The organism is Pseudomonas sp. JV449 (assembly GCF_032424295.1).
In the GTDB taxonomy this organism is placed as follows: domain Bacteria; phylum Pseudomonadota; class Gammaproteobacteria; order Pseudomonadales; family Pseudomonadaceae; genus Aquipseudomonas; species Aquipseudomonas marginalis.
The window spans coordinates 1-19,527 of record NZ_VYKD01000011.1 but is presented as its reverse complement, the minus strand read 5'-3'; the positions used below and the strand labels follow the sequence as shown (position 1 = coordinate 19,527).

Here is a 19,527-nt window from a genome sequence, read left to right as displayed (position 1 = left end):
GGCCGCGCCAACCCCTCACAATGTCATATGCGCAAGGATTCCGGACATGACCCGAAGTCGGTTGCCGTTTTCCCGGCAGCCGCCGACAATCCACCCTCCCACGCCCCTGGAGACATGCGATGCACAGCGTTGCGCTGATGGTTTACCCGAACTTCCAATCCCTGAGCCTCAGCCTGGGCTCGGTGTTCGAGTGCGCGAACCTGCTGCGCGGTGAGCCCGCCTATGAGTTTCACCTGGTGTCGGAAAGCGGCGGCGCGGTGATGACGTCCCAGGGCTTCTCGGTGAACACCTCGCCCCTGCGGCCCCAAGGCTATGACACGCTGATCGTCAGCGGTTACCTGGAGTTTCGCCTGCCCGAGGCCAACCTGCTGGAACTGGTCAAGGCCGCCTCGGCTCAATCGCGGCGTGTCGCGTCGCTGTGCATGGGCATCTTCGTGCTGGCCGAGGCCGGCTTGCTCGACGGCAAGCGCACCACCACCCACTGGATCCACGCGCCGGCCTTTCGCAAGCGCTATCCGGACATCCGCCTGGAAGAAGACAAGCTGTTTATCGTCGACGGCCAGGTATGGACCGGCGCCGGCATGAGTGCCGGGGTGGACATGGCGCTGGCCATGGTGGAGAACGACCTGGGCAGCGACCTCGCCCGGCGCATTGCGCGCAAGCTGGTGATCGCCCAGCGCCGGGGCAGCGAGCAATCGCAGTTGTCTGCACTGTTGGAGCTGGACCCCAAGTCCGACCGTGTGCAACTGGCCCTGGCCTACGCCCGCGAAAACCTCACCCACGACCTGTCGGTGGACGCCCTGGCCGAGGTGGCCCGGCTGAGCCCGCGCCAGTTCAGCCGGGTATTTCGCGAAGAAACCGGGCAGACGCCAGCCAAGGCCATCGAATCCCTGCGGGTTGAAGCCGCACGGGCGATGATGGAAACCAGCCGTCATCCGGTGGAAGTGGTGGCCCGCGAAACCGGCTTCGGTGATCGCGAGCGCATGCGCCAGGCGTTTTTAAGGGCGTTCGGGCAGCCGCCCCAGGCGATGCAGCACACCTTTAATGCAACACCGCCCGCGTAACCAGGTAACTCATCAACTGCGGATCATCCGCCAGTTCAAGGGCCTGCACCGGGCGCGGCAGGTTATCCAGCACCGTACGCCAGAACGCCTGGGACACTTCGTCCTGGTCATAAAACCGCACCAGCCAATCCGCCTCGCCACTGCACAGCACCTGAGTGGCGATGGCGCGGCCGATGCCTTTGCGGCGATAGCGCTTGAGGATAAACAGGTCGGCCAGTTCCAGGGCGTCGATGCCCGGCAACTCGCTGCCTTCGATCAGCAGAAAGCCGGCGATATAGCCGTCCACCAGCAACAGGTTGGCGCTCCACTGCGGGTCTTGCCAGTAGCGCGTCAGGTGTTCGTCATGGATGTAGAAACGGCCGTCCGCCTCGACATCTTCCTGCTCCCAGTCCGACGACTCATAGGCGTAGTACTGGTAGAGGTTGCGGATCAACTCGGATTCTTCAGGGCCGGTCTGGATCAGTTCCACGGTAGTTTCAGGCATTGGGCTCTCGGTCAAAAAACGCAGGGCGCCATTGTTCACAAAACCTCGGCGCAGTCCAATAGCGCCGCGAACCTTTCTACTTGCTGAACCGATTGCAAATAGCGACGAGCCCTGCCGAAGCGCTGAAACATTTCGAATAAACTCCGCCGGCTCGCCACTTTTTCAAGGACACGCACTTTGACCAACGTCTGTACCGCCGGCCTGGATGTGGGCTTCGCCTCCCTGGATTACCTGCAGATCTTTATCCTGGGCGTGATCCAGGGCATTACCGAATTGTTGCCGGTCTCCTCCACCGCCCATATGCGTGTAGTGCCCGCCCTGCTCGGCTGGCAAGACCCCGGTTCGGCGTTTTCGGCAGCCATGCAGCTGGCGGCACTGGCGGCGGTGGTCAGTTACTTCTGGCGCGATGTGCGCCAAGTGACCACGGGCAGCATCGACGCGGTGCGCCGGGGCGACTACAACGATCCATGGTTCAAGCTGGCCGTGGCGATTGTGTTGGCGACCATTCCGATCGGAATTGCCGGGCTGGCCTTGTCGTCGACCCTGAACGCCTGCAATTCGCCGTTGCGCGGGCTGCGGGTGATCGGTATTTCCTGCGTGGTAATGGCGGTGCTGCTGGCGGCGGCCGAGCTGCGTGCCCGGCATACCCGCGAGGTCAGCCAGATGCGCCTGCGCGATGCGCTGATTGTCGGGGTCGCGCAGATCGGCGCGTTGATTCCCGGCGTATCGCGTTCCGGCTCGACCCTCACCGCGGCCCTGTTCCTCAACTTCAAACGCGAAGAAGCCGCGCGCTTTTCCTTCCTGCTGGGCCTGCCCGCCATCGCCCTCGCCGGCTTGAAGGAGTTGTGGGTGCTGGTGCATGCCGATATGCCCGCCCATGCCTGGCCGCATTTGCTGTTCGGGCTGGTGGTGGCCAGCGTCTCGGCGTTCTTCGCGATCTGGGGCCTGATGAAGTTCCTCGAACGGTTCTCCACCTGGCCGTTTGTGATCTATCGCGCGCTGCTGGGGGTGTTCCTGATTGTGGCCGTCAGTACCGGGCTGCTGGGTTGATATAACACCCCGTCTCAACCCGGCATCAATCTCATGTGGGAGGGGGCTTGCCCCCGATAAGCATGGGTATCTACACAACTCTTAAAGGCTGACACATAACTCTGTGGTGAGCGGGCTTGTCGAATCGTCGCACCGCCCGCTCACCACAGAAGCCTAATTGCCACAGATTCCGTATTCACTGGAAGTTGTGTAGATACCTATGCCCCGATGAGGGCGTGTCAGTTGATGCAACTTTAACGGACCCAATGCTATCGGGAGCAAGCCCCCTCCCACAGTTTTGACCGTGCCAGGCGGCCTTACACCTCAGGCCGCACCACCGTCTGTGGTTGCTCCTGAGCATGGTCGGGCTGGTGTACGCCCCCCCATTTGAACTGCTTTGCTTTACAGCCCGCCCGTACGCTCCGCCAGTGCTTCGAGCAGGTCGGCCGATGGCACGAAAAACAACCCGCCGGTGACCGCCGTGCTGAAGTCGAGCAAGCGGTCGTAGTTGCCTGCCGGGCGGCCGACGAACATGTTTTCCAGCATCTGCTCCAGCGGCTGCGGCGAGCGTGCGTAGCCGATGAAGTAGGTGCCGAACTCCCCGGCCCCTGGGCGGCCGAAGGGCATGTTGTCGCGCAGGATTTTCACTTCTTCGCCGTTCTCGTCGGTGATCACGGTCAGGGCGCTATGGGCATTGCTCGGCTTGGCGTCTTCGCCTAACTCGATATCCGACAGTTTGGTACGCCCGATCACCTTCTCCTGGGCTTCCACCGTCAGGCCGTTCCAGGCGGTCATGTTGTGCAGGTATTTCTGCACCAGCACGTAGCTGCCGCCTTCGAATCCGGGATCTTCGTCGCCAACGATAGTGAAACCCACGGCCTTGCGCCCCACCGGGTTCTCGGTGCCGTCGACAAAGCCAATGATGCTGCGCATGTCGAAGTAGCGGAAACCCTGGACTTCATCCACCACCTTCACGCTATCGCCCAACGCTGTCATCAGCTGGGTAGCGAGTTCAAAGCACAGGTCCATCTGCTCGGCGCGGATATGCAGGAGGATGTCGCCGGGCGTCGACACCGCCATGCGCCCTTCTACACCGAACTCCCGAAACGGGTGCAACGCCGCCGGGCGCGGTGCGCCGAACAAGCGGTCCCAGGCCTGCGAGCCAAAGCCGCAGACGCAGGTGAGGTTGCCCGCCGGCACGCGCTTGCCCACCGAACGCACCAGCCCGGCGATGTCTGCGCACCAGGCGCGCACGCTGTCTTCACTGCCGGGGGCGATGGTGGCGACCATAAAGATCGCGCTGCTGGTGATCGGGTGGCAGACGGACTGCGGTTCAAGAGGCGGCTGAACGGAGGAAGTCGGCATGGGGCAAATCCAGGCTAAGGGCGGGAGTGAACCCGCGCAGGTTAGCAGATCATTTCCGACACGCCTGCCACACGTCGCGAATCAAGGCCTTGAGCTGCAACGCCTCGGCCCAGCGGTCACTGATTTCACGCCCATCGGCGCCGGTGATGGCATAGGGCGGCGGGCCCAGTTCGCAGGTGAAGGACAGGCTGTGCGGGGTCTCGGGGCGGGCCAGCCAGTCCTCGATCCCGTAGCGCCACCACTGGGTAAAGCGCTGCACCCAGGCCTGGTGCTGGGGGAACGCCAGCGACACCTGCACCTGTTCGCTGCTGGCCACACGGCCATGAAAGCCCCAGCTGTGGCGCAGGATCGTGCGGATCTGCTCATCGTCTTCGGCGGCGCCGGGCTCGGGCAACTCGCGGCCGACCACGTAGTGAGACAGGTCGGCCAGCAGCTTCAAATCGGGCATCTGCGCCAGCAGGTCGAGGGTGAACAGCAGGTCGTTGGTCAGGCGATAGCGGTGGGTTTCCAGCAGCACCGGAAAGTCCACCTGCTCGGCCAGGCGTTGCCAGCCTTCGATCAAACGGGCGGCCTCGGTTTGGGTGCGCGGGCGCACATCGGCTTGCAGGGTGAGGTGGTGGCAGCCGTGGCGGCTGATCACGTCCAGTGCCGCCGCCAGGTCGTCGACGCTTTGCGGGAACAACTGGCCTTCGATCTGCAGGCCCCGCGCCGTGGCGGCGGCGTGCAGGCGCGCGACATCGGCGGCTTGCCAGTAGTGATCGGTAATGCCGTCGAAACCGGCGGCCTTGATGCGGTCGAGTTGGACCTCCATGGGGCCGGGCTCGGTGTGCATCGCCCACAGGGATTGGAATACCAGGAATTGGCGCATATCAGCCTCGCAGCAGGTGTTTGAGGGACACGTCGGGGTCGGCCAGGCTGGCCGCGTTCAGGGCGATGCGTGCGCTGATCAGCCGCTCGCACAGCTTGACGTCCTTGGCCACGCTATTGCCGGGGCCCCAGCCGCAGGCGCCTTGCAAACGTTGCTCGGCGTCGAGGTAGAACAGCAACAGGCCCGCGGCCGGCAAGGCACGGCTGACGGTCAGCGGCGTGATCACGCCCACGGTCTGCAAGCCCCAGTCGTACTGGTCGGACCAGAAGCCGGGCAGCGCTTCGAACGGCTCATCACGCCCGAGCATGTTCAGCGCCGCATGCCGCCCTTGCGCCTCGGCATTGCGCCAGGTTTCCTGGCGCTGGTACTCACCGCCGAGGCGAAACTCGCACACGTCACCTGCCGCGTAGATGTCCGGCGCGCTGGTGCGCAGGTGCGCGTCGACGCGAATGCCCTGCCCCACCTCCAGCCCCGCCGCCACGGCCAGCTCGATATTCGGTTGCATGCCGATGCCGACCACCACCAGGTCGCAGGGCAGTAACTGCCCGTCCACCAGTTGCACCGCCTCTGCATGGATCGACTCCAACGCCACATTCAAGCGCACGTCGACACCCTGTTGCCGATGCACCTGCAGCAGCGCTTCGGAGATGACCGGCGCCAGCACCCGGCCCGCCAAGCGCGGCCCGGCTTCGAGCACCGTCACCTCACAGCCCAGGCCACGAGCGGTCGCCGCGACTTCCAGGCCGATAAACCCGCCGCCGATAATCACCAGCCGCGCTCCGGGCTGCAACGCGGATTTCAGCGCCAGCGCTTCATCATGGGTGCGCAGGTACAGCACGTTGGCCTGCGCCTGGGGCAAGCGTCGCGCCCTGCCGCCAGTGGCCAGCAACAGCCCGGAGTAGCTCAACCACTGGCCGTCGGCCAATTGCAGGCGGTGTTGCGGCGGGTCCAATTGGCTGACCGGGTTACCGGCGATATGTTCGATGCCCAACTCGGCGAGCCGGGCGCTGTCGCACAGGCTGCAGCCGGCCAGGTCCATGTTGCCTTGCAACAGGCCCTTGGACAGGGGCGGCCGCTCGTAGGGCACGTGCGGCTCGTCGCCGATCAGGATCAGGCTCCCGCTGTAGCCTTCTTCACGCAGGGTCAGTGCCGCGCGGCCACCGGCATGGCCGGCGCCGACGATGATCAGGGCGGCGTCCATCATCAAGCCGTGACGGCGAGCAAAACCCGCCCCGCTTCGACCCGTACCGGGTAGGTCTTGAGGTTGACGCACACCGGCGCGCCCAGGGCCTTGCCCGAGCGGTAATCGAAGCGCCCGTTGTGCTTGGGGCACTCGATCACATGGTCCATCACCAAGCCGTCGGCGAGGTGGATTTTCTCGTGGGTACACAGGCCGGCGGTGGCGAAAAACTCATTGTCCGCCGAGCGGAATACCGCGTAGGTGTGCGCCCCGTGGTCGAAGCGCAGCACGTCTTCCGCGTCTATTTCGCCCACGGCGCAGACGTCGATCCATTGATCGTTCATGGCGTTTTCTCTTGTTCTTGGGTGGGATTCAGCCGGCAGTGGCTTCTGCATGCATCGGGGCCCTGGCGGCCGGTTCAGCACTGGGGCGGATGGGACGCTGGACGAAGTAAGTCGGATCGCTGCGCTGCTTCCAGATCGTCGGGATGATCTCCCTGTACGCCTCGAACAGGTTGGCGTACGGCGGCGGGCAGTCGCTGCGGATCTCTTCGTGCAATTGCGCCAATGCGTGGTACGGCACCATCGGGTACATGTGGTGTTCGAGGTGGTAGTTCATGTCCATGTAGATAAAACGCAGCACGCGGTTCATGTAGATGGTGCGGCAGTTGCTGCGGTGGTCGAGCACATCTTCGGCCAGGCCCACATGCTGGGTGAGGCCGAACACGTAGCCGAGCCAGGCGCCGTAGATACTGGGCAGCCCGACCAGCATCAGCGGCAGCCAGCTGTGCAGGTACAACGCGGTGCCGATCACCAGCGCATAAATGCCGACCCAGATACGCGCAGCACGGAACACCTTCGGCCACTCGGATTCGGGAATGAAGTCCGCCTCCTGGGCACTCATCTGGCCGATGGCATGGCGCGCCACGCCGCTGAAGGTCTTCCAGGCCAGGGGCAGGTTGAACAGGCTGAGAAACATCATCGGCAGGCTCGGCGGGCGTGGCTCGACGATCTCCGGGTCGCGGCCGACGACGATGGTGTCGGTGTGGTGCCGGGCATGGCTCCAGCGCCACACGTGGGGTTCGAAGATGCACATGAAGCTTGCGACGTGGTACAGCACGTCGTTCATCCAGCGGGTCTTGAACGCGGTGCCGTGGCCGGTTTCGTGCCAGCGCGGGTTGGACGCGGTGCCGTACAGCACGCCATAGACGAGGAAGAACGGCACGCAGGCCCACGTGCCCCAGAACCAGTAGCCGCCGAAACCGGTGGCGAACAGCGCACTCACCCACATAGCGGTGTCGCGCAAGGCCGGGGCGTCGCGGCGTTGCATCAGTTCTTTCATGCGTTTACGGGAAATCGGCGATTGGTACCAACTGGCCGAGACCAGGCCTTTTTCCGCCGCGCGGGCGGCTTCGGGGCCGGTGAGGCTGTAGTCGCGCCGAGCGGTGTGAGCGGTGTGTTCAGGCATTGTTATTGTTCTCCGCAAGCGAGAGGTTTCAGGTGCTTTGCGAAACCAACGATAGAGCGCGGCTAAATCACTCTCAAGGCCTTGAATCCATTCCCTATCAAGCTATCATCCAGGCCCAGCGGGGCTTGATAGTTTTCTATCAAGACGCTCAAGGGGGCTGTCATGAACAACAATAAACGCCCGACCATCGCCACCGTCGCCGCCCATGCGGGCCTCAGCGTGGCCACCGTCGACCGCGTGCTGAATGCGCGCGCGCCGGTCAATCCGCAAACGGCCGAGCAGGTGTTCCAGGCTGCCGAAGCGGTGGGCTATTTTGCGGCGCGGCTGATCGGCCAACGCATACGCGAACGCCGACCCACCTATCGCTTCGGCATCCTGCTGCTGGGCACCGCCCAGGCGTTCTATACCCACCTGGCGCAGTCGATCAGCGAGGCGGCGCAGCATCACGCCACCGCCAACCTGACCTGCCAATTCGACTACATCAACGACCGCACACCCAGCGCCATCGTCGCGCAGATCGAACAACTGGCCGTGCAGTGCGATGGCCTGGCGGTGGTCAGCTTCGCCCACCCGCTGATCAACGCCTGCCTGGCGCAGATCCGCGAGGCCGGTGTGCCGGTGGTGGCCCTGCTCTCGGATATTCATGAGCAAGCCCTTGAACCCTATGTGGGCCAGGACAACCACGTGGTCGGGCGCACCATGGGCTGGCTGCTCGCCCGCACCTGCGGCGCACGCAAAGGCAGCGTGGGGATCCTGCTCGGCGGCCATCGCTTCCTCGGTCACCAGGCACGGGTCGAAGGCCTGCACAGCTACCTCGCCGAACACGCCCCGGGGCTCAAACCGCTGGAGCCGCTGATCAACCTGGACAACTGCGACATCACCGAAGAAGCCACCCTCGACCTGCTCACCCGCCACACCGACCTGCGCGGCTTGTGTGTGGTGGGCGGCGGCGGCGACGGCATCATCAGCGCCCTCGCGCAACTGCCCAAGCGCCCGGCGTTGTGCTGCATTTTGCAGGAGTCCACGGCGCTGTCACGCCAGGCACTGAGCCAGGGGTTGATCGATGTGGTGATGGACTCACAGCCCAGGCAGACGGCGAACGCGCTGGTGCAGTTGCTGGTGGAATTGCAGAGTGCCGAGGGGTTTGATCCGGGGCGGCATCGGGTGCATATCGCGCCGCAGATTGTGACCTCGGAGAACATATGTGCCTGATACATGGAGATCAAAAGGTGGGAGGGGGCAAGTCGAATCGTCGCACCGCCCCTCCCACATTGACCGCGTTCCATTGGTGGGCAGGTGGCGTTTTGTCATGGTTTGTAAAGGGCCAGCAAGGCCGGTCCCTTTTAATTGCAGGACGTTTCCTAGACAATCCTGGCCGCCTTGTGCCTGCTGGAATCGGTGGCTAGTCTGCGGTCCGTCACTGCTCATCAGTGATCGGGTTTAGTCGCCCGTTACCAGTTTGCGCAAGCTGTCGCCATGTTCATGGTGGCTGTGCGCAGGGCACCTTCGGGTGCGCCGGGTTCAACTGGCCGGTCGACTAACCTGCGTACAGCCGCCACCCGACGTTTAGTCGCGAAAGGTTCGGTTCCTTACCTACCAGTTGGAATTACACCATGAACAAAGTCCTACCCGATCCACCCCACGATCCCGCCAAAGACCGCGCCGCGTTCAACCGCGCCATCGATCACTATCTCCCCACCCAAGGCTTTCACTCCGTCAACGAAGACCTGAGCTTTGAAGATGCCCTGCTCTACACCGCCAGTTTGCTCGACAGTGCGTCGGCGACTGCGTTGGATTGTGGGGAGCAACTGGAAAGCCCGGAGCGGGCGAAGATCTTGGCGGTGTGGCATTTGCTGGAAATTGCCAAAACCACTGTGGATCGCTCCATCAACTGCCTGAAACGCGGTTAGACATGTGGGGGGGCTTGCTCCCGATGGCGGTGGGTCAGTTAAGTAGATGTCAACTGACACTCCGCTATCGGGGCAAGGGTATCTACACAACTTTTCAGACCCTGACAAATCTCCCTGTGGCGAGCGGGCTTGTCCCGCGTTGGGCTGCGTAGCAGCCCCAGTCAAGAAGATCGCGGTGTATCAGACACTCTGTAGAGGCTGGTTTTGGGGCTGCTGCGCAGCCCAGCGCGGGACAAGCCCGCTCACCACGACAGCCCTATCCGCCGCGCTTTCAGCGTTGAGCCACATTTCGATCTTACGCGCCGCGAAAATCTGCGGCATTCAGCCCGAACCGACTCATCTTGTTGTACAGCCCACCCCGCGATACGTTCAGTTGCCGGGCGGCCAGGCGGATGTTGCCGCCGGTGCTTTTGAGGGCGGCGACGATGGCGTGCATTTCGTGGCTGCTCAGGTCCTGGGCGGGCTGAGGTTCGTGGTGGCGCAGCGTGGCGCGCGGTCTGGTTTCCAGGGGTAGATCGGCGGCCTGGATCAGTTCGCCCGTCGCCAGGTTGGTGGCGCGTTCGATGCTGTTTTCCAACTCGCGCACATTGCCTGGCCAGGCGTAGGCCGAGAGCAATTCCAGCGCATCCGGGGCAAAGCCCTGCACCGCTTTACGCAGCGAACGAACACAGCGCGTGAGGAAGTGCCGCGCCAGCAACGGGATGTCTTCACGGCGCATGCGCAGCGGCGGTACGGTCAGGTTCAGGACGTTGAGGCGGTAGTAGAGGTCTTCACGGAACGCGCCTTCGGCCACCGCCTGGCTGAGGTTGCGGTGGGTGGCGGCGATGATGCGTACGTCCACTGGCCGTGAGCTTTTCGCGCCGACGCGGGTGATCTCGCCTTCCTGCAACACCCGCAGCAGGCTGACCTGAGCGTCGAAGGACATATCGCCGATCTCATCCAGAAAGATGGTGCCGCCATCCGCCAGTTCAAACTTGCCCGCCGACCCGCCCCGGGCCGAGCCGGTAAACGCGCCTTCGACGTGCCCGAACAGCTCGCTCTGCACCAGGTCCCGTGGGATCGCGCCGCAGTTGACCGCCACGAACGGGCCATTGGCGCGGTCGCTGGCGTTGTGGATGGCCTGGGCGAACAGCTCCTTGCCGGTGCCGCTTTCGCCGAGGATCAGGGTGGTGGATTCACTGCGACTGGCGATGCGTCCCAGGTGCAGCGCGTCCTGGATCGCCCGCGACGTGCCCTGGATGGTGTCGAAGGTGTAGCGCGCCTGGGTGCTGATGATGCGCCGGGTGATTTCACGGATGCGGCGGTTCTCGCGCAGGGACACGATCACCCCGCCCTGCTCCAGCGGGCACACCGAGACCAGGCAGGCTAGCTGGCTGCGGTCGTGCAGGTGGAACGTGCAATCGAGGTCACGCACCGGCTCGCCGCCGCGTAGAAGCATGGCGTCACTCAGCTCACTGCGGCCCAGGCGCTGGAAGGGGCTGCCGATCAGCTCCAGCCCCACCCCGAACAGTTGCCGGGCATAACGGTTGAGCGCCTTGATGCAGCCGCGCTCATCGAGCACCACCAGGCCTTCGTTAAGCACTTCGAGCACGGTTTGCTGCTCTTCCAACAGCGCTTGCAGGTCCATCTGGCGGGAGACCGCTTCGGCAGCCGCTTGCACGGTGCCGAGGGTGTGAAAGTGAAACCAGCCGGGTTCGGCGGTGAGGGTCAGCATCGCCAGGGTCTGGCCCTGGGCATTCCTGATCGGCGCGGCGGCGCAGTGCATACGGCGTTGGCGCAGGCCGCTGCCGAAGTTCTCCTCGGCCAGCACGTACACCAGGCGGTCTTCGGCCAGGGCCAGGCCCGTGCAGTTGGTGCCCTGGACCGATTCGAGCAGGCGGCTGCCGACGGGGGTGATGTCCAGCCCGCAGAAATACAGGGTGGTGCCCTCGGCGTCGGTGAGGTTGATATGCCCTCGCGGGTTATAGGCCAGCAAACCATGCATGACCTGCGCAGCGGCGGCGATCAGGACACGGTGGGTGGCCAGGGTGGCAGCAAGGTCGTGGGGCGCCACAAAGCGGTACTGGCTGTCATCCGGGTCGATACCCGCCTCGACACTGCGGCGCCAGGAATCCCAGATCACCTGCCGCACCTCGGCCGGGCGCTGCACCTGCCCGGCCAGGCACGCGCGCCACGCCTGTTCCAGCGCAGCCACGGGGCCGTCGTTCAGCGCCGCAGGCCCCAGGGCCGTCAGGTAGTCGAGGTCTTGTACGCTGAACGCCATGCTCATCGGGCGGTATCCATGTTCATGTTTTTGACATGTCAGTATAGGCATGTCATCAGAATGAACACCTTCTGTTTATTGTATTTTATAAATCCTTATTTATCAGACAGTTATAAATTGGCATAACCTTTGCTCCTGCCCCTTTGCCAGTCAGGGCTGTCCTGCGGCCAACAATAAAAAGGGGTTATTTCATGAGTACACAGAACATCCGCCTGGGCTTGATCGGCGCGGGTCGCATGGGCAGTTTCCACGGCCTGACCGCTGCGCGACACATCCCTGGCGCAACCCTCGCCGCCATCGCCGACCCCACTCCCGGCCAAGCCGCACGCCTGGCGGCCGAACTGGGGGTAGCCAAGGTCTACACCGACCCGCAACAGCTGCTCGACGACCCGGACATCGACGGCGTCCTCATCGCCGCCCCCGCCCGCAGCCACGCCGAACTGGTGATCAGCGCCGCCCGCGCGGGCAAGGGGATCTTCTGCGAAAAACCCATGGCCATCACCCTCGACGAAGCCGACCGCGCCATTGCCGCCGCGGCCGATGCGCGCGTGCCGCTGCAGGTCGGTTTCAATCGGCGTTTCGCCAAGAGCTTCCGCACGGCCCACCTCGATGTGGCGGCCGGCCGCATCGGCACGCCGCAGTTGTTGCGTTCGCTGACCCGCGACCCGGCACTCAACAACCCGGCCAATTCGCCGCAATGGGTGATCTTCCTGGAAACCCTGATCCACGACTTCGACACCCTGCGCTACCTCAACCCCGGTGCCGAAGCGGTGCAGGTGTATGTGATGGCCGACGCATTGATCGCGCCGGAGTACAAAAGCAAAGGCTTCCTCGACACCGCCGTGGTCGCGATCCGCTTCGACAACGGCGCCATCGCCACCGCCGAGGCCAACTTCCAGGCGGTGTACGGCTACGACGTGCGCGGCGAAGTGTTCGGCAGCGCCGGCATGCTGAGCATGGGCAGCCTCAACGACTCCGACCTGGTGCGCTACCTGGCCGAGGGCATCCAGGCCGACACCCAGCGCATGGACACCGACCTGCTGCGCGACGCCTACATCGCCGAACTCAACCACTTTGTCGACTGCCTGCGCACCGGCGCCAAACCCATGGCCAGTGGCGAAGACGCGCGCGCCGCCCTGGCGATTGCCCGCGCCTGTATCGAGTCGTTCGAGACCGGCAAGGCCGTGGCCGTGCAGGGAGCCCGCTGATGAGCCCGTTCAAACTGGCGATCAGTGCCGAGATGGTGTTTCTCGACCTGCCCTTCGTCGAGCGCGTGAAGCGCATCCATGCACTGGGTTTCAGCGCGGAGATCTGGAATTGGACCAATAAAGACATCAGCGCCCTGGCCGCCACCGGCGCCGATTTCACCTCGATGACCGGCTATATCAGCGGCACCCTCACCGACCCCGACGGCATCCGCCAACTGCTCGACAGCGCGCGCGAATCCATCGGCGTCGCCGAGCGCCTGAATTGCCCCAGCCTCAACCTGCACGGCACCGGCCTGGGTGACGGCGGCCTGCCGGTGCAGCCCGTGGGCCAGACCACCGGACGCATGTGGCTGAGCGCGTGCAAGGCGCTGGAAAAAATCGCGCGCCTGGGCGAAGACGCCGGCCGCGTGTTCCTGCTGGAAAACCTCAACACCGAGGTCGACCACCCCGGCACCCCGTTCGCCCGCGCCGACGACACCCTGTCGCTGATCGAAGCCGTGGGCAGCCCGCACCTGAAGATGAACCTGGACCTGTACCACGCGCAGATCGGCGAAGGAAACCTGATCGAGCTGATCCAGCGCGCAGGCAGCGCCATCGGTGAAATCCAGGTGGCCGACGTGCCCGGACGCAAGGAGCCTGGCACCGGCGAAATCCACTACCCGGCCATCGCCAGGGCCCTGCACGCCATGGGCTACACCGGTGTGGTCGGCCTCGAAGGCTGGGCCAGCGGCGACAGCGAGTTGGCCCTGGAGCGTTTCCGTCAAGCGTTCACCCTATAACAATAAAAGGAACACCCTCATGCATCGCTATTCATTGCTTGTTGCTGCGTTTTTACTGCTGTTCAGCCAATGGACCTTCGCCGCGTATCGCATCGGCGTGAGCATCGCGCGGGTCGACGATAACTTCATGACCTACGTGCGCACCGGCCTGGAAAATGCCGCCAAGCAACAGGACGTGCAGATCCAGTTCGAAGACGCCCAGGGCGACGTGGTGCGCCAGCTCAACCAGGTCGAAGGTTTTCTCAACCAGAAAGTCGACGCCGTGATCGTGCTGCCGGTGGACACCGCCGCCACCGCCAACATGACCCGCGCCGCCGTGGCGGCCAAGACGCCGCTGGTGTACGTCAACCGCCACCCGGATGAGCGCACCTTGCCCAAGGGCGTGGTCACCGTGGCATCCAACGATATCGAGGCCGGGCAATTGCAGATGCGCTACCTCGCGGAAAAGCTCGGCGGCAAAGGCAATGTGGCGATCATCATGGGCGACCTCGCACAGAACGCCACCCATGACCGTACCGAAGGCGTCAAGCAGGTGCTCAAGGACTTTCCCGGCATCAAGGTGGTGGAGCAGCAAAGCGCCGAGTGGCAACGCAACAAGGGCATGGACCTGACCAGCAACTGGCTGCTGGCCGGCACGCAGTTCGATGCGATTGTGGCCAATAACGATGAAATGGCGATTGGCGCGGCCATGGCCTTGCAACAGTCGGGCAAGGCCAAGGGCGAGATCGCGATTATCGGCATCGACGGCTTACCTGACGGTTTGGCGGCGATCAAACGTGGCATGCTCACCGCCTCGGTGTTCCAGGACCCCAAGGCCCAGGCCACTCAGGCAGTGCAGTCGGCGATCAAGATGATCAAGGGCGAGCCGATCGAGTCGGAGGTGTGGGTGCCGTTCGAGCTCATCAAGCCCGAACAGGTGGCGGTGTTCGAACAGCGCTACAAGTAAATCGAAGATCAGTGATCGTTCCCACGCGCGTGGGAACGATCAGCGAATCAGTCCAGGTCACTTGCATCATGGCGTTCGGGCAACTGTTCCTCGCCCGACACCCGATTCACCCGCCGCCCACGCTGCACCGCCGGCCGCGCCTCAATCGCGTCCGCCCAGCGCTGTACGTGCTTGTACTCGTGCACCGAGAGAAACTCCGCCGCCCCATACAAGCGGCCTTTGACCAACCCGCCGTACCACGGCCAGATGGCGATATCGGCGATGGTGTATTCATCCCCGGCGATGTATTCGCTCACGGCCAGGCGCTGGTCCAGCACATCCAGCTGGCGCTTGGTTTCCATGGCAAAGCGGTTGATCGGGTATTCCATCTTGCTCGGCGCATAGGCATAGAAATGCCCGAAGCCGCCGCCCAGGTACGGTGCGCTGCCCATCTGCCAGAACAACCACGACAGGCATTCCGCACGGGCCCCAGGCTCGGTGGGGAAAAAGGCGCCGAACTTCTCGGCCAGGTACTGCAGGATCGCGCCGGACTCGAACACGCGAATCGGCTGGGCGCCGCTGTGGTCCATCAAGGCCGGGATCTTCGAGTTCGGGTTGACCCCGACAAAGCCGCTGCCGAACTGGTCGCCGTCGCCGATCTTGATCAGCCAGGCGTCGTATTCCGCGCCGCTGTGCCCCAGGGCCAGCAGTTCCTCGAGCAGGATGGTGACCTTCTGCCCGTTGGGCGTAGCCAGGGAATACAGCTGCAGCGGATGCTTACCGACCGGCAATTGCTTTTCATGGGTAGCGCCGGCGATGGGCCGGTTGATGCTGGCGAAGGTGCCGCCACTTTCGGCGTCCCAGGTCCAGACCTTGGGTGGGACATAGCTGGATGAATCGGTCATGCTCACTGCTCCTGAGGCGCTTGGGATGGATGAATTCAAAGCGCATCTTACCGATTGGCTCACATTCAGATACCCCCACATGGCCGACAGACTCGAAGATATCCTCGCCAATCACCTGAAGGTCGTGTTCTGCGGCATCAACCCCGGCAAGGGTTCCGCCGCCCTCGGCCTGCATTTCGCCAACCGCAGCAACCGCTTCTGGCGCACCCTGCACCTGGCCGGCTTCACGCCCCATGAAATCCGCCCCGAACACGGGCGTATGCTGCTGCACTACCACTGCGGCCTGACCACGTTGGTGGATCGTCCCACGGCCAGCGCGGGCGAATTGGCACGGCATGAGTTCACACAGGCCGCGACGAACTTCGAACACAAGATCCGCCACTGCGCGCCGCGCTTCGTGGCGTTCATGGGCAAGCCCGGCTACAGCGCGTTGAGCGGCCAACGCGAGATCGCCTGGGGCTTGCAGCCAAAAGTGTTGGGCGGCGCGTCAGTGTGGGGGCTGCCCAATCCCAGCGGACGCAACCTGGCGTTCAGCCTGGAGCAGTTGGTGCAGGCGTATCAACAATTGCGCCGGGCGACCGAGTGCCCTTAATCTCTTGGCTCGTCACCCTGATAGCAATGGAGGCTTCATGAAACTGATCGGCATGCTGGACTCGCCCTACGTGCGCCGCGTGGCCATTTCCCTGGACCTGTACGGGGTGGATTTCGTGCATGAACCCTTGTCCGTGTTCCGCACCTTCGACGAATTTGCGCAGATCAACCCGGTGGTCAAGGCCCCTACCCTGGTGCTGGACGACGGCACGGTATTGATGGACTCCAGCCTGATCCTGGAGTACCTCGAAACCCTGGCCCCGGCTGACAGGAAGCTTTTGCCCCAGCATCCTGCGGCACTTGCCAAGGACTTGCACGTTCTGGGACTGGCGCTGGCAGCCTGTGAGAAGAGCGTGCAGATCGTCTATGAACACAACCTGCGCCCGGCCGAGAAACTGCATGCACCGTGGCTTGAGCGCGTGACCGGCCAATTGCTCGCGGCCTATGGATTGCTGGAGAAGCAGCTGGGCGACAGCGAAGCACTGACCCTGGCGTCGATTACGGCGGCGGTGGCGTGGTCGTTCAGCCAGTTCACCGTGGCATCGGTGGTCAAGGCGGATGCATTTCCCAACCTGCAACGGCATGCCGAAAGGCTGGAGCAGCATCCGGCGTTCAAGCGTTACCCCATCGCCTAAGCACCGCAGTTCAAATGTGGGAGGGGGCTACACCCGATAGCAGTCTTTCAGTAATACATCTGCTGACTGACACACCGCTATCGGGGGCAAGCCCCCTCCCACATTGGCCTGGGTTGCATGAAGGATTGAGTCAGGCTCAGACCCAGCCGCCATCCACAATAAAGTTCTGCGCCGAACACATCGCCGAGGCATCGGAAGCAAGAAACAGCGCCATATTGGCGATGTGTTCCGGCAGTACGCTGCCGGGCAGGCACTGGCTGCGGCTGATCAGTTCCTTGGCGGCGTCATCCACCCACATGGACAGCTGTTTTTCGGTCATCACCCAACCGGGCACCAGCGTGTTCACACGGATACGGTTCGGCCCCAGCTCCCGTGCCAGCGCGCGGGTCATGCCGTGGGCGGCGGCCTTGCTGGCGGCGTACACCGGGTAGCCGGCGGAGGCCATCATCCAGCCGACGGAGCCGAGGTTGATGATCGAGCCGCTGCCGGCGTGTTTCATCATCGGCACCACGGCCTTGGCGGCAAAGAAGGCGTGTTTGAGGTTGACTGAGATCAGCTTGTCGAAGGTTTCCGAATCGACTTCTTCCAGGGTGTGGCGCACGTCATTGGCGGCGTTGTTCACCAGTACGCTGATCGGCCCCAGGGAATGCTCGAAGCGCCCTATGGCCGCTTTGTAGGCGATTTCATCGGTGATGTCGCAGCACACGAACTCCACAGCATGCCCCTGGGAACTCAACAGCGCCGCCAGGCGTTCGCCCTGGCTTTGCGCGCGGTCCACAAACCCGACCCTGGCACCCTGCGCGGCGAAGGCCCGCACCATGAATTCGCCGATCCCCGAGGCGCCCCCGGAAATCAATACGGTCTTGCCCTTGAGGTCGGGATAAACGGCGTGTTCAGTACTCATAAAAGGATGCCTCGATCAATTAGTCTTATTTTATTTTACGAAATCGGCTTTAAAGGCTATAAATTCGCTGTCCAACCGACAAAATATCGCTATTAGTAGAACTATTCCACTCAAAACAACAAAAGGAAGTTCGACCATGAAGCACCCTCGATACCTGCTGTCCGGCCTGGCGCTGTCCATGATGATCGCCAGCGGCGGCGCCCAGGCGGCCGGCCTGAGCAGCGAGCAAAAACCTTTCGGTAAAACCAACGACGGCACCGCCGTCGAACAGTACATCCTGCGCAACAGCCACGGCATGCAAGCCACGGTGATCACCTACGGCGGCGTGTTGCAATCGCTGAAAGTGCCGGACAAAAACGGCAAGGTCGACGACGTGGTGCTGGGCTTTGACGACGTGCAAGGCTATCAAAGCGGTACGGCGTTTTTCGGCGCAACCATCGGCCGCTTCGGCAATCGCCTGGCCGGCGGCGCCTTTGAACTCGACGGCAAGCGCTTCCAGGTGCCGCTCAACGACGGCCCCAACTCACTGCATGGCGGCGCCCAGGGCTTCGACAAGCAGGTGTGGAAGGCCGAGCCGGTCAAGGACAAGGATTCGGTCGGCGTGAAGCTGAGCTACCTGTCCAAGGACGGCGAGATGGGCTTTCCCGGTAATTTGAAAACCGAAGTCATCTATCGCCTCAACGACAGGAACGAACTGCACATCGACTACAAGGCCACCACTGACAAGCCGACGGTACTCAACCTCACCAACCACAGCTACTTCAACCTGGCCGGTGCGGGTAACGGCGACATCCTCAAGCACGTCACTACATTGCATGCCAGCCATTACACCCCGGTGAATGCCACCTTGATTCCTACCGGCGAACTGGCACCGGTCAAGGGCACGCCGATGGACTTCCTCAAGCCTACCCCGATCGGCCAGCACATCAAGGAAGATCACCCGCAGCTCAAATTTGCCGAGCCGAAACAGGGCGGGTTTGACTTCAACTGGGCGCTGGACACCAAGGGCGACGTCAAGCAACTCGCCGCCGAGGTGCACGACCCGGCGTCAGGCCGGCGCTTGCAGCTCTACACCAGCGAACCGGGCGTGCAGTTCTATACCAGCAACTTCCTGGATGGTTCGGTGAAGGGCAAAGGTGGCAAGACCTACCTGCACTGGAGTGGTTTCACCTTGGAGACCCAGCACTTTCCGGATGCGCCTAACCAGCCGACGTTTGCCTCGACCCGTTTGAATCCGGGGCAGACGTATACCCAGAACACCGTCTTCAAGTTCTCCGCTGATTAACCTGACAGCAACCCGCTTCGGTTAACGAAGCGGGCTTTTTTTGTGGTGAGCGGGCTTGGTTAACACAATCAGCGTTGTTTCATGCGGTCGATGACCACCGCCAGCAGCAGGATCGAACCGCTGTGGTGAGCGGGCTTGCCCGCGTTGGGGCGCGAAGCGGCCCTAAAACCCGCCACCCGGTTCAGCCTGGAAGAATGCAGTGACTGTGTTGGGGCCGCTTCGCGCCCCAGCGCGGGTCAAGCCCGCTCACTACGACGGGCTTGGTTAACACAATCAGCGTTGTTTCATGCGGTCGATGACCACCGCCAGCAGCAGGATCGAACCGCTGTGGTGAGCGGGCTTGCCCGCGTTGGGGCGCGAAGCGGCCCTAAAACCCGCCACCCGGTTCAGCCTGGAAGAATGCAGTGACTGTGTTGGGGCCGCTTCGCGCCCCAGCGCGGGGCAAGCCCGCTCACTACGACGGGCTTGGTTAACACAATCAGCGTTGTTTCATGCGGTCGATGACCACCGCCAGCAGCAGGATCGAACCGCGGATCACATACTGGTAGAAGGTGTCGATGTTCTTCAGGTTCATCGCGTTCTCGATGATCGCCAAAATCAACACCCCGGCAATCACATGGCGGATCATGCCGATGCCGCCGCTCAGCGACACCCCGCCCAGCACG

At 63.2% G+C, this 19,527-nt stretch carries 19 protein-coding genes and 1 pseudogene; 10 read left to right on the top strand and 10 right to left on the bottom strand.

Annotated elements, in window-relative coordinates:
- The first annotated feature begins 119 nt into the window (after nt 1-119).
- Nucleotides 120-1,064, top strand: a complete 945-nt coding sequence (locus F6S08_RS11935; RefSeq protein WP_065926240.1) for a GlxA family transcriptional regulator — start codon at nt 120-122, stop codon at nt 1,062-1,064.
- Here F6S08_RS11935 and F6S08_RS11930 read toward each other — a convergent pair.
- Nucleotides 1,042-1,548: a GNAT family N-acetyltransferase gene (locus F6S08_RS11930; protein ID WP_315871635.1), complete on the bottom strand. Its 507-nt coding sequence runs from the start codon at nt 1,546-1,548 to the stop codon at nt 1,042-1,044. The two genes, F6S08_RS11935 and F6S08_RS11930, sit on opposite strands and share 23 nt — an antisense overlap.
- 177 nt (nt 1,549-1,725) lie before the next feature.
- Between F6S08_RS11930 and F6S08_RS11925 the strand changes: the two genes are divergently transcribed.
- Nucleotides 1,726-2,598 (top strand): undecaprenyl-diphosphate phosphatase, encoded by an 873-nt coding sequence (locus F6S08_RS11925; protein WP_065926239.1) that lies wholly within the window; start codon nt 1,726-1,728, stop codon nt 2,596-2,598.
- Nucleotides 2,599-2,979: 381 nt separating this feature from the next.
- Here F6S08_RS11925 and F6S08_RS11920 read toward each other — a convergent pair whose 3' ends face one another.
- From F6S08_RS11920 to F6S08_RS11900, 5 genes are read right to left on the bottom strand one after another with little or no spacing between them, the layout of a single operon-like run.
- Nucleotides 2,980-3,942 (bottom strand): Dyp-type peroxidase, encoded by a 963-nt coding sequence (locus tag F6S08_RS11920; protein WP_065926238.1) that lies wholly within the window; start codon nt 3,940-3,942, stop codon nt 2,980-2,982.
- A 49-nt stretch (nt 3,943-3,991) separates the two neighbouring features.
- The gene (locus F6S08_RS11915; RefSeq protein WP_074846098.1) at nt 3,992-4,810 is read right to left on the bottom strand and encodes a sugar phosphate isomerase/epimerase family protein; all 819 of its coding nucleotides are present in this window, start codon (nt 4,808-4,810) and stop codon (nt 3,992-3,994) included.
- 1 nt (nt 4,811) lies between these two features.
- A complete protein-coding gene (locus F6S08_RS11910) occupies nt 4,812-6,011 on the bottom strand; it encodes an NAD(P)/FAD-dependent oxidoreductase (protein ID WP_315871634.1) in 1,200 nt (399 codons plus the stop codon).
- A 2-nt stretch (nt 6,012-6,013) separates the two neighbouring features.
- The gene (locus F6S08_RS11905) at nt 6,014-6,334 is read right to left on the bottom strand and encodes a MocE family 2Fe-2S type ferredoxin (RefSeq protein WP_027607575.1); all 321 of its coding nucleotides are present in this window, start codon (nt 6,332-6,334) and stop codon (nt 6,014-6,016) included.
- Nucleotides 6,335-6,362: 28 nt separating this feature from the next.
- A complete protein-coding gene (locus F6S08_RS11900) occupies nt 6,363-7,457 on the bottom strand; it encodes a fatty acid desaturase family protein (protein WP_315871633.1) in 1,095 nt (364 codons plus the stop codon).
- Between the two features lie 162 nt (nt 7,458-7,619).
- Here F6S08_RS11900 and F6S08_RS11895 point away from each other — a divergent pair, with 162 nt between their 5' ends.
- Both F6S08_RS11895 and F6S08_RS11890 read left to right on the top strand, forming a co-directional pair.
- Nucleotides 7,620-8,669 (top strand): LacI family DNA-binding transcriptional regulator, encoded by a 1,050-nt coding sequence (locus F6S08_RS11895; RefSeq protein WP_315871632.1) that lies wholly within the window; start codon nt 7,620-7,622, stop codon nt 8,667-8,669.
- Between the two features lie 401 nt (nt 8,670-9,070).
- Nucleotides 9,071-9,367, top strand: a complete 297-nt coding sequence (locus F6S08_RS11890) for a DUF6124 family protein (protein ID WP_053128775.1) — start codon at nt 9,071-9,073, stop codon at nt 9,365-9,367.
- 295 nt (nt 9,368-9,662) lie between these two features.
- Here the strand turns inward: F6S08_RS11890 and F6S08_RS11885 are convergent, their stop codons facing one another.
- Nucleotides 9,663-11,636 carry a sigma-54 interaction domain-containing protein gene (locus tag F6S08_RS11885; RefSeq protein ID WP_074846079.1) on the bottom strand — a complete coding sequence of 658 codons (1,974 nt, stop codon included), beginning with the start codon at nt 11,634-11,636 and terminating at the stop codon, nt 9,663-9,665.
- 185 nt (nt 11,637-11,821) lie between these two features.
- On the opposite strand from F6S08_RS11885, the gene F6S08_RS11880 reads away from it, so the two are divergent.
- From F6S08_RS11880 to F6S08_RS11870, 3 genes are read left to right on the top strand one after another with little or no spacing between them, the layout of a single operon-like run.
- Nucleotides 11,822-12,838 carry a Gfo/Idh/MocA family oxidoreductase gene (locus tag F6S08_RS11880; protein WP_065923814.1) on the top strand — a complete coding sequence of 339 codons (1,017 nt, stop codon included), beginning with the start codon at nt 11,822-11,824 and terminating at the stop codon, nt 12,836-12,838.
- Nucleotides 12,838-13,617, top strand: coding sequence for a TIM barrel protein (locus F6S08_RS11875; protein ID WP_315871631.1), 780 nt, complete (start codon nt 12,838-12,840; stop codon nt 13,615-13,617). Before F6S08_RS11880 ends, F6S08_RS11875 begins: the two co-directional genes overlap by 1 nt.
- 19 nt (nt 13,618-13,636) lie before the next feature.
- Entirely contained in the window at nt 13,637-14,563 is a 927-nt protein-coding gene (locus tag F6S08_RS11870) for a sugar ABC transporter substrate-binding protein (protein ID WP_315871630.1), read from the top strand.
- A gap of 47 nt (nt 14,564-14,610) precedes the next feature.
- Here the strand turns inward: F6S08_RS11870 and yghU are convergent, their stop codons facing one another.
- A complete protein-coding gene (yghU, locus tag F6S08_RS11865) occupies nt 14,611-15,447 on the bottom strand; it encodes a glutathione-dependent disulfide-bond oxidoreductase (protein ID WP_065923812.1) in 837 nt (278 codons plus the stop codon).
- A gap of 79 nt (nt 15,448-15,526) precedes the next feature.
- Here yghU and mug point away from each other — a divergent pair, with 79 nt between their 5' ends.
- Both mug and F6S08_RS11855 read left to right on the top strand, forming a co-directional pair.
- On the top strand, nt 15,527-16,039 hold the full coding sequence (gene mug / locus F6S08_RS11860; RefSeq protein ID WP_315871629.1) for a G/U mismatch-specific DNA glycosylase: 513 nt from the start codon (nt 15,527-15,529) through the stop codon (nt 16,037-16,039).
- Nucleotides 16,040-16,076: 37 nt separating this feature from the next.
- Nucleotides 16,077-16,673, top strand: coding sequence for a glutathione S-transferase family protein (locus tag F6S08_RS11855; RefSeq protein WP_065923811.1), 597 nt, complete (start codon nt 16,077-16,079; stop codon nt 16,671-16,673).
- Nucleotides 16,674-16,809: 136 nt separating this feature from the next.
- On the opposite strand, the gene F6S08_RS11850 is transcribed toward F6S08_RS11855, so the two are convergent.
- On the bottom strand, nt 16,810-17,577 hold the full coding sequence (locus tag F6S08_RS11850) for an SDR family NAD(P)-dependent oxidoreductase (RefSeq protein WP_065947657.1): 768 nt from the start codon (nt 17,575-17,577) through the stop codon (nt 16,810-16,812).
- A gap of 136 nt (nt 17,578-17,713) precedes the next feature.
- On the opposite strand from F6S08_RS11850, the gene F6S08_RS11845 reads away from it, so the two are divergent.
- Complete coding sequence (locus tag F6S08_RS11845) at nt 17,714-18,862, top strand: aldose epimerase family protein (RefSeq protein ID WP_315871628.1); 1,149 nt, start codon at nt 17,714-17,716, stop codon at nt 18,860-18,862.
- 478 nt (nt 18,863-19,340) lie between these two features.
- On the opposite strand, the pseudogene F6S08_RS11840 reads toward F6S08_RS11845, so the two are convergent.
- Nucleotides 19,341-19,527: pseudogene (locus F6S08_RS11840) on the bottom strand (L-arabinose ABC transporter permease AraH); the annotation flags it as partial.